The sequence below is a fragment of the Clostridium sp. AM22-11AC genome (assembly GCF_003473545.1).
Lineage (GTDB): Bacteria > Bacillota > Clostridia > Lachnospirales > Lachnospiraceae > Enterocloster.
Genome location: NZ_QUCM01000001.1, coordinates 524,266 through 540,108 on the forward strand (window position 1 = coordinate 524,266; position 15,843 = coordinate 540,108).

Consider the following 15,843-nt stretch of genomic DNA (forward strand, 5'->3'; position numbering starts at 1 on the left):
ATCATTTTGCTGAAAAAGGCCCACCCGAAATCAATAGGGTGAGCCTTTTCTCAGATTTCAAGTTTCTTATAAGTAGTCGTTAAAATCAACCGGAGCAAGCAGAATGGTATAGTAATTATCAAAAGTTTCACCTTCTGCATTGGTATAATTATTGATCTTTGCCCCTTCAACTTTAGAGTTAAACATTTCAACCAGCTTATCAGCATCATTGCGGTCTGTGATCTCGCCTGTGATATATCCCTTTGCATAATCAACACCAACTGCAATAATGGTCATAGCAACCGGGGATGCCCATGTAGAGAAACGTCCTACTGCGTCATGCTCCTTTAATTTAGCTGCGATCTGCTTTAATGCGTCTTCGTCATCACCGCCAATTGCAAGTTCCAGTCCTAACGTAGCTGGAAATGCGTGATATGGACTTGGGCAGCAAGGCTGTGGATAATAAGCATTAGGCTCATCTAAGCAAGCGGTCTGTAAAGAAGGCTGCATACCACAGTTTGTTGTGAAGAAAGCAACTTTCTTGCCTTCATATTTCTTCAGCTGCTGTGGAACATCTTCCAGGATGAACTGCTGGGAAGCGGAAAGTCCAGCCTCTGCAGTTGGGTCTGGAGCAGTAACGTCTACCATTTCGATGCCAAGCGCATCTGCGTTCTTCTTAAGAAGTTCGTGGCGTGCTACGATCAGCTCCATTGCCATATGGCGTGGGAAGGAGTAATGTACGAATACATCAATACCCCAGTCAGCGCATTTTTCCATAATGGTATCGCCCTGTGCTGCTTCATCTGCATATAAAACAAGATCAGATGCTGCTGCGATAACAGCCGGGTCTTCCTGAGGAGTACCAGCGATCAGGAGGATGTCATCTCTTCCCATCTCGCGAACCTTATCAAAACCAGCCTTTGCACCAGGAACTGCCTGACACATAACGATCGCTTTTACATCAGGATCAGATGCGAAAGATACGATCTGGGATACGGTAGTCTCCATCTCTGACATAAAGTTGTCCGGATAAGTTGCTGTAACGATGTGCTCCGGACCATATGTAGCTAATGCTTTTTCTGCTGCACGGAACTCTTCCTCGCCCTGTGAAACAGTACCGGTTAAAATTGCTACTTTCCAGTTATCACTGCCTTCTGACTTTGCAGCCTCTGTTGCTTCTGTAACAGCTTCTGCTGCGGTAGTTTTTTCTTCTGCCTTCTCAGCAGGTGCTGCTGTTGTAGCTGCGGTATTTCCACCGCCACATCCTGCCAGACCAAATGCCATCGCTGCTGCTGTAACAAGAGCCATCATTTTTTTGCTTTTCATAATTCGTCCTCCTTAATTTATAGATGTCCAGACCATCTACCCCCCTGCATGTTTTCAACATGGATCATGCTGTCCTCATGGCCAGCGGCATACAAGTTTTATTTTGTACGTCTACGGTCTACACTTGTGTGCTAGTGTAACACACCCCTGTTAAAAAAGCAAGTTTTTTTGTTGTGAATTTGTAATTTTTTACCATTTATTTTTGTAATCCATTTATATTTTTATGCTTTAAAGTCACAAATTATACAAAAAATCTTTAATCTGTCATTTTATAGCTCGTCATTTTGCTGCATTTTTCGTCTGTAAATCCCCTGTATCAACAGGGTTTTTGGAAATTTCTGGAAAATAATGGCGCCGGTAGTTCCAACGGAATTTCCCGGTACACAAAAAAGCTACTGCAAAATGGTCTCTTTCCACTTTGCAGCAGCTTTATCTTACTCAGGCTCATATTTCTGTCCGTCAGGCATGACATTCCCCCGTTTACAGCATATTCAGTTCTTCCTTTGCACATGCCATGGCAGAAGCGATCACCTTGTCCATGTCGTAATACTTATATTCTCCTAAACGTCCGCCAAAAATAACATGTTCTTCTTTTTCAGCCAGTTTTGCATACTTCTGATACAGTGCCTGGTTTTTCTCATCATTGACCGGATAATAAGGTTCCATACCTTCCTGCCAGGTAACAGGATATTCTCTGGTAATAACCGTCTTTGGCTGGGTACCGAATTCAAAGTGCTTGTGCTCAATGATGCGGGTGTACGGAGTCTCGCGGTCCGTGTAGTTTACTACAGCAACGCCCTGGTGGTTTTCCTCACCCAGAACCTCAGACTCAAAACGCAGGCTGCGGTATTCCAGCTTGCCAAACTGATACTTATAATAAGCATCAATGGTTCCTGTATACACGATCTTTTCCCCTAAACCATCGTAATATTCCTTCTTTTCCAGATAATCTACGCCGGTTTCAATATCGCAGCCTTCAAAGAGACGGTCAATGATCACATTGTAACCGCCAATAGGAATTCCCTGGTACAGATCATTGAAATAGTTATTATCATAGGTATAGCGCACAGGAAGTCTCTTGATGATAAAAGCCGGAAGTGCTGTGCAGTCTCTTCCCCACTGTTTTTCTGTGTAGCCTTTTACCAGTTTTTCATAGATCTCGCGGCCTACCAGGCTGATGGCCTGCTCTTCTAAGTTCTTCGGCTCGACGGTGATCTCTTTTTTCTGCTCTTCAATGATCTTTTTCGCCTCTGCCGGAGTGGAAATATTCCACATCTTGCTGAAGGTGTTCATGTTAAAAGGCATGTTGTACATTTCACCTTTGTAATTGGCAACCGGACTGTTGGTATAACGATTAAATTCTGCCAGTGAATTTACAAACTGCCATACTTCTTTGTTGCTTGTATGGAAAATGTGGGCACCGTATTTGTGTACATGGATACCTTCTGTATTTTCACAGTACACATTTCCGCCAATATGATCCCTCTTTTCCAGGACCAGGCACTTCTTTCCCTTCTGCTTCGCAAACCAGGCAAAGACACCGGAGTACAGTCCGCTTCCTACTAATATATAGTCATATTTTTTCATTTTTATGCTCCTTTTTTATACCACGACATAATCCGAGTATACCGCATCTGGCATCATCAGGCAATCAACAGATTTTCCCCTTATGTGCAGACTTTTTATATTACCACGGAAAAATCCCCAGAAATCCGGCTCTGATCAACACCAGAACGGTCAGATGCACCGGATAAAACCAGTAAAACACATATTTAAACTTCTGTTTTCCCCGTTTTCCATTATAAAACCAGATGGGTATTGCTGCCAGGGCACCAACTCCATAGTTCAGATCCAGTGTTTCCAGGCCGCCAAGGACTGCCGCTGCCACACTGCGCCCTGCCCTGCTGTAATGAAACTCATAAAAAGCTGCAATAATGATGATCCCGATATAATCATAATCTGACTGAATCAGCACTGCTGCCATACAGCCCAAAGCTACTGCAAATATCTTTCCCGCTTCCACTGCAAGGGGAGTTTTTTCCCGAAACTGTGCCTGTTCCATGCCCCATAAAACAGCCAGTCCTATGAGAAATTCAAAAAATACATTCTGGTACCCCGGATAAAACCAGCGGTTGGCTGCCGCCAGGTCAAAAGGCAGTTCTGATATGAGGGCAAACAGAAACATCTGCAGGGCGTAACGCCTCCGGCTGTGTGTATGGTAAAAGCCCTCTACCAGAAGAAAAGCATAGATCAGGAATGCAGGCCGTCCCAGCATACGCATTCCCCGTTGAAGCACATACAGCCACTGGCCATTTCCATTTTCCAGAAGTTTTTGAAAACATTCTGCTCCGCCCTGATAATACAACCCATATTCCACGACCACTGCCCCAATATGGTCAATGAGCATGGAGATCATGGCGATCCATTTAAGCGCTGCGCCACTTAAGCCAAAGGTACTTCCTGTATCTGCAGAAGCACCTCCCGCATAGGCATACTCCATTTTATTTTTCATCAAAATATTTCCTCAACACAGCTAAAAGCCCCTGATGTTCATTGTCAACCGGAGTTACGAAAGGAGCCGCCGCTTTTACTTCTTCCGGCGCATTGGCCATGGCAAAACCGGCACCTGCTGCATTTAACATATCAAGGTCATTCTGCCCGTCCCCAAAAGCCAGGGACTGCTCCACAGGAATGTCATATTTTTCACATACAATCTTCACTCCTGCTGATTTACACACGTTTCCGTTCATTACTTCCAGATAAACCGGCTTGGATCTTGCAATGGAAAGCTGTGGATACCGTTCTTTTAAGCGGTTTTCTGTACGGATCACCGCTTCTTCATCCCCCATAAACAGAAACTTATGAATGCCACCCTCTTTTCCAAAAATCTCCCTTATATCTCCGGTTTCCGGTATCAGATGGGTAATTCCCTGTTCCTGGATCACCCACGGATCCCTGATATCGTCCACTACCCAGTGTTCCCCACCGTATATGCCGCAGACTACCTCCGGAAACTCTTTTGCAACCAGACTTTTGATCTCACATGCCAGGTCCAGATCCAGCAGGCAGCTGTATATTTCCTGATCATCCGGATCCAGAACCAGACCGCCGCTGTAGCACACCATAGGAGCATGGATCCCCAGTTCTTCCCGGATGGGGCGCATTCCTTTTGGCATACGGGCTGATACCAGTACAAAAGGAACTCCCTGACTGTCCAGACGGCGCAGTTCCTCTATAGTCTCCTCTGGAACCTGGTTTTCATTGTTTAAAAGAGTGCCGTCAATATCGCTGAAAATGATCTTATATTCTTTCAAGTTGTTTAACCCCCGCATTTATAATGTAACATTTGAGCTGAAACCAGTTTCTAATTCTGGAACATATCTCCTGCCAGCGCCCGGATCCTTTTTGCCAGAAATGCCGCCATAACGCAGAGAAGAAAATCTTCCACCACTGTGATCAGAAAACAGTTGATCACCACCAGTTTCCATGAGATTGGCATATGGATCACATAATTACTGATCCCATAAAAATACACCATTCCTGAAACATAATAAGCCATCATCCCCCAGAAGGCACTGAACAGATCCCAGGCAGTACCTGCTCCCGGGCGAAGGGAGGACAGCTTTCCTGTGATCCAGGCAGCAAATACAAAGCCCAGTAAAAATCCGAATGTTGGACGGATCAGATAAGCAGGACCGCCACCTGCCGCAAACACCGGAATACCGGAAAGGCCTACCGCCAGATAAATCCCCACACAGATTGCACCTCTGCGGGCTCCAAGCAAAAATCCTGCTAACAGGACAAATAAAAACTGCATGGTAAAATGCATGGGAAAGGGCTGCACCGGTATATTGATCTTAATATAGGCCCCTGCTGCGATCAGAGCTGTAAACAGACCGATCTGCGCCATTTCCCTGGTTGTCAGCGCCTGAGAACGGGCCACTTTTAATTCATGCATAAATGATTTTCCTCCGTAATGTATGATATCCTGAAACATAAAACATTGTAACATTGACCATAACCTAAGTCAACGAAGGAGTTCACTCTGGCTCTGCGTTATAACAAAAAAGGATATTGGCACGTACAAAAAAGCGCATTGCCATAAATGACAACACGCTTTTTGATTTCACATTTATTTTTATTTCATACCGGGGATCCGGCATTTACCATTCATTAATAAAACAGTCTGTTCACAGCACTGAAGATACCGCGGATAGATGCTCTGGTAATATTGGAGCTGATGCCTACGCCGTAAGTTGCTTTTCCAGTACTCTGGTCTACTAAGTGGATGTAGGAAGCAGCCTGTGCGCCGGAACCGGATGCCAGTGCATGCTCGGTGTAGTCTAATACCTTGATCTGGATGCCCAGTGCCTCTTCTAAGCCTCTCTGAACAGCATCAATCGGTCCGTTTCCAATGCCATCGAAGTACTTCTCAATACCATGATCAGTGTAGGTAAGTTTAACCAGTGTTGCAAACTCGCCGTCTGCAGTCTCTGTATCGGTAATACGGCACTTGCGGAAGTGCATTGGTTCTTTGCGGTCCAGATAATCCTTCTTGAACTCTTCCATGATCTGCTCTGGAGCAACTTCACCCTGCTTTTCGGAAATAGCCTGGATGACATCTGCAAACTCCTTGTGCATGCCCTTTGGAAGCTTGAAGCCATAGAAAGTATCCATAACAAAGGCTACGCCGCCCTTTCCGGACTGGCTGTTGATACGAACGATTGGCTCGTACTGTCTTCCAATATCGCTTGGATCGATAGGCAGATACGGAACTTCCCAGTACTGGCTGTTTCTCTCATGAAGAGCCTGCATACCTTTGTTGATCGCATCCTGATGAGAACCGGAGAATGCGGTAAATACCAGCTTTCCAGCGTATGGATGTCTTGGCGGGATCTGCATCTTGGTGCAGCGCTCGTAAACTTCTGCGATCTCACGGACATTTTCAATATTTAACTCTGGGTTGATACCCTGGGAGAACATATTGTAAGCAACGGTTAAAATATCTACATTACCTGTACGCTCACCATTTCCGAACAGGGTTCCCTCTACACGGTCAGCGCCTGCAAGCAGTGCTAATTCAGTAGAAGCAACACCTTCGCCTCTGTCATTGTGTGGATGCACACTTAAGATAATGCTTTCTCTGTTCTTAAAGTGTGTATTCATCCATTCGATCTGGTCTGCGTATACGTTTGGAGTGTTCATCTCAACAGTAGATGGAAGGTTGATGATGATCGGGTTCTCCTTGGTAGCGCCCCAGGTTTCCTGAACTGCAGTACAGATATCAAGAGCAAAATCCAGCTCTGTGCCGGTAAAGCTCTCTGGAGAATACTCCAGACGGATCTTGGTATCACATTCTGCTGCGTATCTCTGTACCATCTTGGTACCTACAATAGCGATATCCTTGATCTCATCCATATCTTTGTGGAAAACAACATCTCTCTGAAGAGTAGATGTGGAATTGTAAATATGTACAATGGCTTTCTTGATGCCCTTCAATGCCTCAAAAGTTCTCTTGATCAGATGCTCACGGCACTGTACTAATACCTGGACTTCTACATCATCCGGGATCAGCTTGCGGTCAACCAGGGTACGAAGAAAATCATATTCGATCTGGGAAGCTGCAGGGAAACCAACCTCGATCTCCTTAAAGCCCAGCTTTACTAAAAGGTTGAACATCTCTACCTTTTCTTCTACTACCATTGGTTCTACCAGTGCCTGGTTTCCGTCACGAAGGTCAACGCTGCACCATACAGGAGCCTTTTCAATTTCCTTATTTGGCCAGGTACGCTCCGGGAAATTAACTACAGGTACTCTTTTATATCTCTTATAATTTAACATAATAACTATTTCCTCCTTGTGTCTATCTCTGTCTTTTTTGTTACATGCTACTTGCTGTTGTGACCGGCATTTAAACGGTTCTGCTTTGTATTTTTTAATCTCAAGCCCTTCCGGGCAGTCGCTCGATCACGCCGTAACGGCAGACGATAAACAGCAGTACTTTTACTGATTCAGCCCCACGTTTCATCATTCCTTTTCTTAATAAAATCGTATACAGCATGGGATTTGTTTAAAAAAGCTCCGGAGCAACATTGTCCCCGGAGCCTCTGATACACCAGCCTCATTGCTGCAAATGATAAAAAATATATATTACAGTATAACATATACCCTTTATTCTTACAAGCAATGAGATTTCATTTTACTATTCGTTCTGGTTATGGATAATATTCCTGATCAACGTTTGCAGGCGCATTTTTTCGCCTTATAAACAATGTCCCTGCTCTTCCATTACTTTAATCACTTGGTCAACGTATTTTTCACAGGTCTCAAGATCAGATGCCTCTACCATAACACGGACAACCGGTTCTGTACCAGACTGACGAAGAAGGATACGTCCATTGCTTCCTAAGCTTTCTGTTACTTTGGCAACCTCTGCCTGGACTTTTTCATCATCCTGGGCTGCTTTTTTGTCTTTTACCTTTACGTTCTTAAGAACCTGCGGATAAACTTCATATTCAGATGCCAGTTTTGCAAGAGTCTGCTTCTTCTCCAGGATCACTTCCATTACTTTCAGGGAAGTAAGGATGCCGTCTCCGGTCGTTGCATGTTTACTGAAAATGATATGGCCGGACTGTTCGCCGCCTAAGCAGTTGCCGGTAGCAGCCATATTTTCATAAACATATTTATCGCCTACAGCTGTCTTTTCATAGGAAATGCCTTCCCGGTCAAATGCCTTGTAAAGACCGAAGTTTGACATAATGGTAGTAACAACTGTGTTGTGGAACAGGCTTCCCTGCTCCTTCATGTACTTGCCGCAGACATACATAATGCCGTCTCCGTCTACTACATTTCCCTTTTCATCTACAGCGATGCAGCGGTCAGCATCTCCGTCGTAAGCAAAGCCTACATCACAGCCTTCTTCTACTACAAATTTCTGTAAATGTTCAATGTGGGTGGAACCGCAGTCTGTGTTGATGTTTAAGCCATTTGGCTCATTGCTGATCACATGTGTCTCAGCGCCAAGGGCATCAAATACATTTTTAGCAATCGCAGAAGCACTTCCGTTTGCACAGTCTAAAGCCACTTTCATGTTCTTGAAAGAACGGGTGGCAATAGCGATCAGATAGCCGATGTAACGGTTTCTGCCTGCTGCAAAGTCTACCGTGCGTCCGATCTTGTCTTTCTTAGCTAACGGGATCTCGCCCATTTCGCCGTCTAAGTATTTCTCGATCTCTACGATCACAGATTCTTCCAGCTTTTCGCCCTTTTCGTTGATAACCTTGATACCGTTATCATAGTATGGGTTGTGGCTGGCAGAGATCATGATACCGCAGTTAAAGCCCTCTGTACGTACTACATAAGAAACGCTTGGTGTGGTAGTTACGTGAAGCAGAAATACATCAGCGCCGGATGCGGTCAGACCTGCTACTAAAGAATACTCAAACATGTAGCTGCTGCGTCTGGTATCTTTTCCGATAACGATACGGCATCTTTCATCTGGCTTTTTCTGTCCGTAGTACCAGCCTAAGAAACGGCCTACTTTAAAGGCATGTTCAACGGTTAAGTTTACATTTGCTTCCCCGCGAAAGCCGTCTGTTCCAAAATATTTTCCCATTTTTTATGATCCTTCCTATCTGCACCTGTATCTGGCCGATCACTGCCTGATGCAGAAGTCAATTTTATTCTGAACCGGATTAAAACATATCGTTCTTCTTCAGTTCCTCTAAATAGCGTCCCAAAGCGTCCTGCCATGCAGGAAGTCTCTCAAAGCCGTTTTCTGTCAGTTTATCCTTATTTAAGCGGCTGTTAGATGGACGTTTTGCCTTAACAGGGAATGCAGATGAGTCTACCGGTGTTACCTTTACTTCATCCATACCAGCCTGACGGAAGATCTCGCAGGCAAATTCATACCAGCTGCAAAGTCCTTCATTGGTTGCATGATATCTGCCGTACTTGTCGGTCTGGATCATGGCAACTAACAGCTTAGACAGATCGTAAGTATAAGTTGGGGAACCAATCTGGTCATTTACAACGCTGACAGCGCCTCTCTCTTGGCCTAAACGGAGCATGGTCTTAATAAAGTTCTTTCCATTTACACCAAATACCCATGCAATACGGACAATAAAGTACTTTTCCAGGTTCTGCTCTACTGCGATCTCGCCTTCGTACTTGGTCAGACCATATACATTTAATGGCTCTCTGTGGTCATCCGGCTCCCATGGGCGCAGACCTTCGCCGTTAAATACATAGTCTGTACTGATGTACATCATCTTAATGTCTAAGGCTTTGCAGACTTTTGCAATGTTTCTGGTTCCTTCTGCATTGACCTTGCGGCACAGTTCCACATTGTCTTCAGCAGCATCTACTGCAGTATATGCTGCACAGTGGATCACTGCATCCGGTTTTGCCTCAGTAATTACTTTTTCGCAGGCTGCGGCGTCTGTGATATCCATTTCTTCTACATCTACGCCAATTCCTTCGATGCCCTTAGCTGCCAGTTCGTCCATTACGTCATGTCCAAGCTGTCCTTTTACACCTGTTACCAGAACTCTCATAAATGATCCCTCACTTTTATTATGTACTCTCAGAGTACATCTTACTATACACGTCAATGGCTGGCGGAAATTTCCGTCAGCCACAGTTACTTGTTACTTATCGTTCACTTACAGACGGTTTCCGTACATTTTATCGAAGTAATTGCTGTACTCACCGCTTAAAATATTTTTCCACCATTCCTGGTTGTCCAGATACCACTGGATGGTCTGCTGAATTCCTGTATCAAAGTTGTATTTTGGCTTCCAGCCTAATTCTGTCTCGATCTTGGTTGGGTCGATGGCATAACGGCGGTCATGGCCTGGGCGGTCTGTTACAAACTTGATCAGGCTTTCCGGCTTGTTTAATGCCTTTAAGATAGTCTTTACAACTTCCAGATTGGTTCTCTCGTTGTGTCCGCCAATGTTGTAAACTTCACCTACACGGCCCTTGTGGATGATCAGGTCGATTGCTTCGCAGTGATCGGATACATGAAGCCAGTCACGTACATTTTCACCGGTTCCGTATACAGGAAGCTCCTCATCTGCTAATGCACGGCTGATGATCAGCGGGATCAGCTTCTCAGGGAAATGATATGGGCCATAGTTGTTGGAGCAGCGGGATACAGTTACAGGCATTCCATAGGTTCTGTGATATGCCAGTACAAACAGGTCTGCACTTGCCTTGGATGAAGAATATGGGCTGGAGGTGTGCAGCGGTGTTGTCTCTGTAAAGAACAGGTCTGGGCGGTCTAATGGCAGATCTCCATAAACCTCATCGGTAGATACCTGATGATAACGCTTAATGCCATAGGTACGGCATGCATCCAGTAAGGTAGTAGTTCCCATTACATTGGTGCGCACAAATGCCTCTGGATCAGTGATGGAACGGTCTACATGGCTTTCTGCAGCAAAGTTTACTACTACGTCTGGTTTTTCTTTCTCAAATAAGTCGAAGATGAACTTTCTGTCAGCGATATCGCCTTTTACAAAGCGGTAGTTTGGCTTGTTCTCTACTGGCTTTAAGTTTTCCAGGTTTCCTGCATAGGTTAACAGATCCAGGTTGATGATCTCATAGTCTGGGTATTTGTTTACCATATGATGTACAAAGTTGCTTCCGATAAATCCGGCGCCGCCGGTTACGATGATCTTCATAATGTAAATGTTTCCTCCTAAAATAGCTCTATGCGAGGGACATCTTCTTGCTGCGGCAAGCCGCAACAAGAAGCATCGGATATCCATCCGATGTAAAATTCAAGCCATAAGCGGACTTATGAGCAAGCTCAACATCCGCTTATTTCTTGAATTTTGCGCCCTATAGCTTGTTCGTTAGAATTCGCGGTTATGCAGCTTGTCTACATACTTTCCGTCTAAAACGTCTTTCAGGTACTTGCCGTACTGGTTCTTCTTTAAAACTTCGTAGGTCTCTAATACCTGCTCTTTGGTGATCCAGCCGTTTAAGTATGCGATCTCTTCCAGGCATGCGATCTTTCTGTGCTGGTGGGTCTCTACCGTCTTTACAAAGTTGGTTGCTTCTACTAAGGACTCATGGGTTCCTGTATCCAGCCAGGTAAAGCCCTGTCCCAGTAAGATAACATCCAGATCGCCATTTTCCAGATAGATACGGTTCAGGTCTGTGATCTCTAACTCGCCTCTTGCAGATGGCTTTAAGTTCTTTGCATACTCTACAACGCGGTTATCGTAGAAATAAAGTCCTGTTACGCAGTAATTGGACTTCGGCTTTTCAGGCTTCTCTTCAATAGAGATCGCTTTGCCGTTTGCGTCAAATTCAACGATACCGAAACGCTCCGGATCGTCTACATAGTAACCGAATACAGTTGCGCCTTTTCCCTTATTGGCAGCAGCTTTTAATCTCTTGTTTAAGCCCTGTCCATGGAAAATATTATCACCTAATACCATGGCAACGGAGTCACCATTGATAAACTCCTCGCCAATGATAAATGCCTGAGCCAGTCCGTCCGGGCTTGGCTGTACAGCATAGCTTAAGTTGATACCGAACTGCTTTCCATCACCTAACAGAGCCTCAAAACGTGGGGTGTCAACTGGTGTGGAGATGATTAAGATATCCCTGATACCTGCATTCATCAACACAGATAACGGGTAATAGATCATAGGTTTGTCATAAATAGGAAGCAGCTGCTTCGATGTTACTTTGGTTAAAGGGTAAAGTCTGGTGCCGCTTCCGCCGGCAAGTATAATCCCTTTCATTTTTTCCTCCTTGCAGGTCCCTGTAACCGTATTGCTTCTTATTTTAATGCAGACTACGGCCGAACCACTGGTTATTCTTTGTTCAATATACCATACTATGCGCCATTTTTCAAATCCTCAGGGAAATATTTCGCTATAATTCATGAAATATTAATATACGATTTTTTTCAATAGGGGATTAGGGATTGAAAAAAGTCTTTTTATTTAATAAGATAGCAGTAAAACATACAAAATTGGGGGAAAACTATGCTTTTAATGAACAAAACTCTTTTAAAGCTTGCCCGGGGACTATGGCTTTGGATCTTAGCCATAGCAGGGGTGGGCTTTCTTACGTTGGTAGGTACCACGGCGCTGGCTGAGATCATTGCCGATTTCCTTGGTACTCTTTTTCAGCCTCAGGCGATCTTAAATACTGCCTGGAGCGCCATCCGGGCCGCGCTGGCTGCAGCTGTATTTACCTTTCTTGCCCAGCTCTTAAAAGGACTGTTAGAATACAGGACCGCTGCAAAGGCAAGAGAAGGCATGCGGAAAATGATCTTTTCCAAAGTTCTGGAATTAGATGCAGGAGGCATCGAAAAGATCGGTCCTGTCTCTGCTATCACAGCCTCTGTAGATGCCGTGGAACAGATGCAGACCTATTTCAGTACCTACCTTCCAAGTCTGATCTACAGTGTGATCGCGCCCATTTATCTGTTCTTTCATTTAAAGAACATTTCCATGCCTGTGGCTGTTTTATTATTAGTAGTATCACTTTTTCTGCTTCCTATTAATAATGCATTCCGCAGCAGGATCGAAGATATCCGCAAAATCTACTGGCGTTCACTGGATGATATGACCGGCTACTATATGGACAGCCTGCGGGGACTTACTACTTTAAAACTGTTTGACAGAGACAGGGAACATTCCCGTATCCTGGGGGAAAAGGCAGATATATTAAACAAAAATATCAACTGTTTTATGAAGATCAATTTTACCTCTTTCCTGGTAACAGAAGCGCTGATCTATGCTGCCCTGGTAATCGCCCTTGTAGACTCCTGTGTACGTATTACAAAGGGTTCCATTACCATTTCACAGGCACTGATCGTTTTAATGCTTTCTTACAGCTATTTTTCTTCTGCACAGCAGCTGATGAGCGCTTCCCACAGTGCTTTAACCGCTATTTCCGCAGCAGGTAAAGTGGAGGAGATCCTTGATACAGATACAACACGCCCCTTTGACCCGTCACTGCCGGAAGATAAGGAACATTTTAATGGGATCCGTATGGAACATGTATCCTATGGTTATGAAGGACGGGCCAGAGCCTTACAGGATGTTTCTCTTACAATCCCCAAAGGTTCTGTTGTCGCTTTAGTTGGACTTTCCGGCTGTGGAAAATCCACCACTGCTTCTCTTTTAATGCGTTTTTGTGACGCGGCAGCCGGACATATTTACATGGACGGCAAAGACTATCACAGCATGAAGCCGGAGGAACTGAGAAAGCACATTGCCATGGTTCCCCAGCAGGTAAACCTTTTTTCCGGGACCATCCGTGAAAATCTGCTCCTTGCTGACCCGGATGCAGATGACCAGACTTTAATGGAGGCTGTAAAAGAAGCGGGACTTTTAAAATTTGTACAGTCACTGGAAAAAGGACTGAATTCTGATGTTGGAAATGCAGGTGCTTCCCTCTCCGGCGGCCAACGCCAGAAAATCGGTATTGCAAGAGCCCTTTTATCAAAGGCTGAATACATGATCTTTGATGAGGCTACTTCCAGCGTAGACCCTGAAAGTGAAAAGGAGATCTGGGAGACCATCGGCCACCTGGCCCATACCCGGACCCTTATCATCATCTCCCATAGAATGTCATCAGTACGTGGCGCTGACTGCATTTACGTTCTAAAAGATGGCAGGGTGGCACAGCAGGGCGATCATGAAACTTTAATGGCCCAGGATGGCTTATATCATGAACTGGTAATACGCCAGCAGGCAATGGAGGTGGCAGAATGAAACGAAAATTCAGTTATTCAATGAAGAAAATGAACCGCCGGCTTCTGGCCATTGGAAGACCGATCCGGAACTATATTGCCATTTCAACAGTTGCCAGTGTACTGGGAGCACTCTCCCATATGGGACTGATGGGATTTGGCGCTTTATGGCTTTTGGCTGCGGCTGGTTTTTGTGATGGAATGATGACTTATGCAGCCCTTACTGTTACCTGTGCTGTTTTGATCGCAGTGTGCCGCTATCTGGAAGGTTTATTCTCCCATTTAGGTGCATACGGCATCCTTGCGAAAATGAGAGTCCATCTTTTTGACGCCATCGACCGTATTTCTCCTGCTTATATGATCGGACGGGAAACCGGTGATATTATGAATATCGCTGTGGCAGATATCGAAACTCTTGAATATTTCTTTGCACATACTATCGGACCTATGTTTACAGTCATTTTACTGCCGGTAACAACAGTGGTTCTGGCATGGTTTGTAAATCCGCTGTATGCACTGGTGCTGATCCCAATCTATATTATGATCAGCGTTGTACTGCCTCTTGGGGCACTGATCGCCGGACGGGGCATCGGTATGCGCTACAGGGAAGAGTTAGGTGATCTGAAATCGAAGATCCTGGAAAGTGTATACAGTATCCGGGATATCCAGATCTTTGGTGCAGGAAACCGGAAAATGGAAGATGTAATGAAGGCAAACAGCCAGGTAAATAAGGCTGCTTTAGGACTTACCCTTCACCGCCAGACCATTGCCTCTTTCCCTAACTTTTTCATCTACCTTGCAAGGATACTGATCCTTGTATGCGCCGGATATCTTGCATCAAAAGGCATCGATAACCCGGTAGGAACCATTGCTATTTCCTTTGCTGCAACAGCTTCTCTATCCTCTTCTTTCAGCCTTACTTTTGTGGTAACAGGCCTTTTAGAGGCATATGGCGCTGCAGAACGTATTTTTAAGATCGAGGACACATTGCCGGAGACTGAGGAACCGGAACATGCGGTTACCTGCGGCGAGATCCAGACCATTGAATTTAAAGATGTGACTTTCGCTTATCCAGGTACAGAACGAAAGATCCTGGAACATTTTAATTATGTCATACACAAAGGGGACCAGATCGGTATTGCCGGTGAGTCCGGTGCCGGAAAATCCACACTGCTGCGGCTTCTTCTGCGGTTCTATGCTCCAACAGAGGGCCAGATCCTGATCAACGGTATTCCACTGGAACAGATCAGCTTCAGGGAACTGCATAAGCGAATCGCATTTCTGGAACAGGATACTTATCTGTTCGACATGACCATTGCAGAAAATATAGGGATCGCAAAACCCGGTGCTTCTATGGAAGAGATCAAAGATGCTGCCAAACGGGCCGGAATTGCGGAATTTATCCATACCTTGCCAGATGGATATGATACCGATATGGGGCAGATGAGCGCAAGGCTTTCCGGCGGTGAACGCCAGAGGATCGGAATTGCAAGAATATTGCTCCGTAACCCGGATATCTGCCTGATGGACGAGCCATCCAGTGCTTTAGATGCCCTTCATGAAAAGGAACTGCTCCATACGCTGCAGACTGCCTATGCAGGAAAGACACTGCTGCTGATCTCCCACAGAGGAAGTACGCTGACAGGATGCAGCAGGATTTTGAGAGCTGAAGATCTGAAATAAAGTCTTCATTATCGACATGCCCCAAATACAGCTTTCCCCCGCCATTGGCGGGAGATTGTGCATATAGGACATTCAACAAAAAGACCAGCTGTACCAGACAGATATGTCCGTCCACAACTGGTCTTTTTATA

At 45.1% G+C, this 15,843-nt stretch carries 12 protein-coding genes; 2 read left to right on the forward strand and 10 right to left on the reverse strand.

The genetic code is table 11. From position 1 onward, the window contains the following. Positions 1-66: 66 nt before the first annotated feature. The 10 genes from DW251_RS02430 to rfbA form a co-directional block, all read right to left on the reverse strand. Positions 67-1,305 (reverse strand): DUF3798 domain-containing protein, encoded by a 1,239-nt coding sequence (locus DW251_RS02430; protein WP_021869351.1) that lies wholly within the window; start codon positions 1,303-1,305, stop codon positions 67-69. Positions 1,306-1,785: 480 nt separating this feature from the next. Further along, entirely contained in the window at positions 1,786-2,892 is a 1,107-nt protein-coding gene (gene glf, locus DW251_RS02435; RefSeq protein ID WP_118300113.1) for a UDP-galactopyranose mutase, read from the reverse strand. Between the two features lie 100 nt (positions 2,893-2,992). Continuing rightward, positions 2,993-3,817 (reverse strand): TraX family protein, encoded by an 825-nt coding sequence (locus DW251_RS02440; protein ID WP_021869353.1) that lies wholly within the window; start codon positions 3,815-3,817, stop codon positions 2,993-2,995. Then, complete coding sequence (locus DW251_RS02445) at positions 3,807-4,619, reverse strand: Cof-type HAD-IIB family hydrolase (RefSeq protein WP_021869354.1); 813 nt, start codon at positions 4,617-4,619, stop codon at positions 3,807-3,809. Before DW251_RS02445 ends, DW251_RS02440 begins: the two co-directional genes overlap by 11 nt. 50 nt (positions 4,620-4,669) lie before the next feature. Beyond that, positions 4,670-5,263, reverse strand: a complete 594-nt coding sequence (locus tag DW251_RS02450) for a biotin transporter BioY (RefSeq protein ID WP_021869355.1) — start codon at positions 5,261-5,263, stop codon at positions 4,670-4,672. A 215-nt stretch (positions 5,264-5,478) separates the two neighbouring features. Then, complete coding sequence (gene leuA / locus DW251_RS02455) at positions 5,479-7,146, reverse strand: 2-isopropylmalate synthase (protein ID WP_021869356.1); 1,668 nt, start codon at positions 7,144-7,146, stop codon at positions 5,479-5,481. 421 nt (positions 7,147-7,567) lie between these two features. Further along, on the reverse strand, positions 7,568-8,920 hold the full coding sequence (gene glmM, locus DW251_RS02460; protein WP_118300115.1) for a phosphoglucosamine mutase: 1,353 nt from the start codon (positions 8,918-8,920) through the stop codon (positions 7,568-7,570). Positions 8,921-8,999: 79 nt separating this feature from the next. After that, entirely contained in the window at positions 9,000-9,893 is an 894-nt protein-coding gene (rfbD, locus tag DW251_RS02465; RefSeq protein ID WP_279217500.1) for a dTDP-4-dehydrorhamnose reductase, read from the reverse strand. 75 nt (positions 9,894-9,968) lie between these two features. Next, positions 9,969-10,991 (reverse strand): dTDP-glucose 4,6-dehydratase, encoded by a 1,023-nt coding sequence (gene rfbB, locus DW251_RS02470; RefSeq protein WP_021869359.1) that lies wholly within the window; start codon positions 10,989-10,991, stop codon positions 9,969-9,971. 174 nt (positions 10,992-11,165) lie between these two features. After that, positions 11,166-12,065, reverse strand: a complete 900-nt coding sequence (rfbA, locus tag DW251_RS02475; protein WP_021869360.1) for a glucose-1-phosphate thymidylyltransferase RfbA — start codon at positions 12,063-12,065, stop codon at positions 11,166-11,168. A 246-nt stretch (positions 12,066-12,311) separates the two neighbouring features. Between rfbA and DW251_RS02480 the strand changes: the two genes are divergently transcribed. Together DW251_RS02480 and cydC are read left to right on the forward strand one after the other, a co-directional pair. After that, a complete protein-coding gene (locus DW251_RS02480; protein ID WP_118300117.1) occupies positions 12,312-14,051 on the forward strand; it encodes an ATP-binding cassette domain-containing protein in 1,740 nt (579 codons plus the stop codon). Beyond that, on the forward strand, positions 14,048-15,712 hold the full coding sequence (gene cydC / locus DW251_RS02485; RefSeq protein WP_118300118.1) for a thiol reductant ABC exporter subunit CydC: 1,665 nt from the start codon (positions 14,048-14,050) through the stop codon (positions 15,710-15,712). Before DW251_RS02480 ends, cydC begins: the two co-directional genes overlap by 4 nt. Positions 15,713-15,843: the final 131 nt, after the last annotated feature.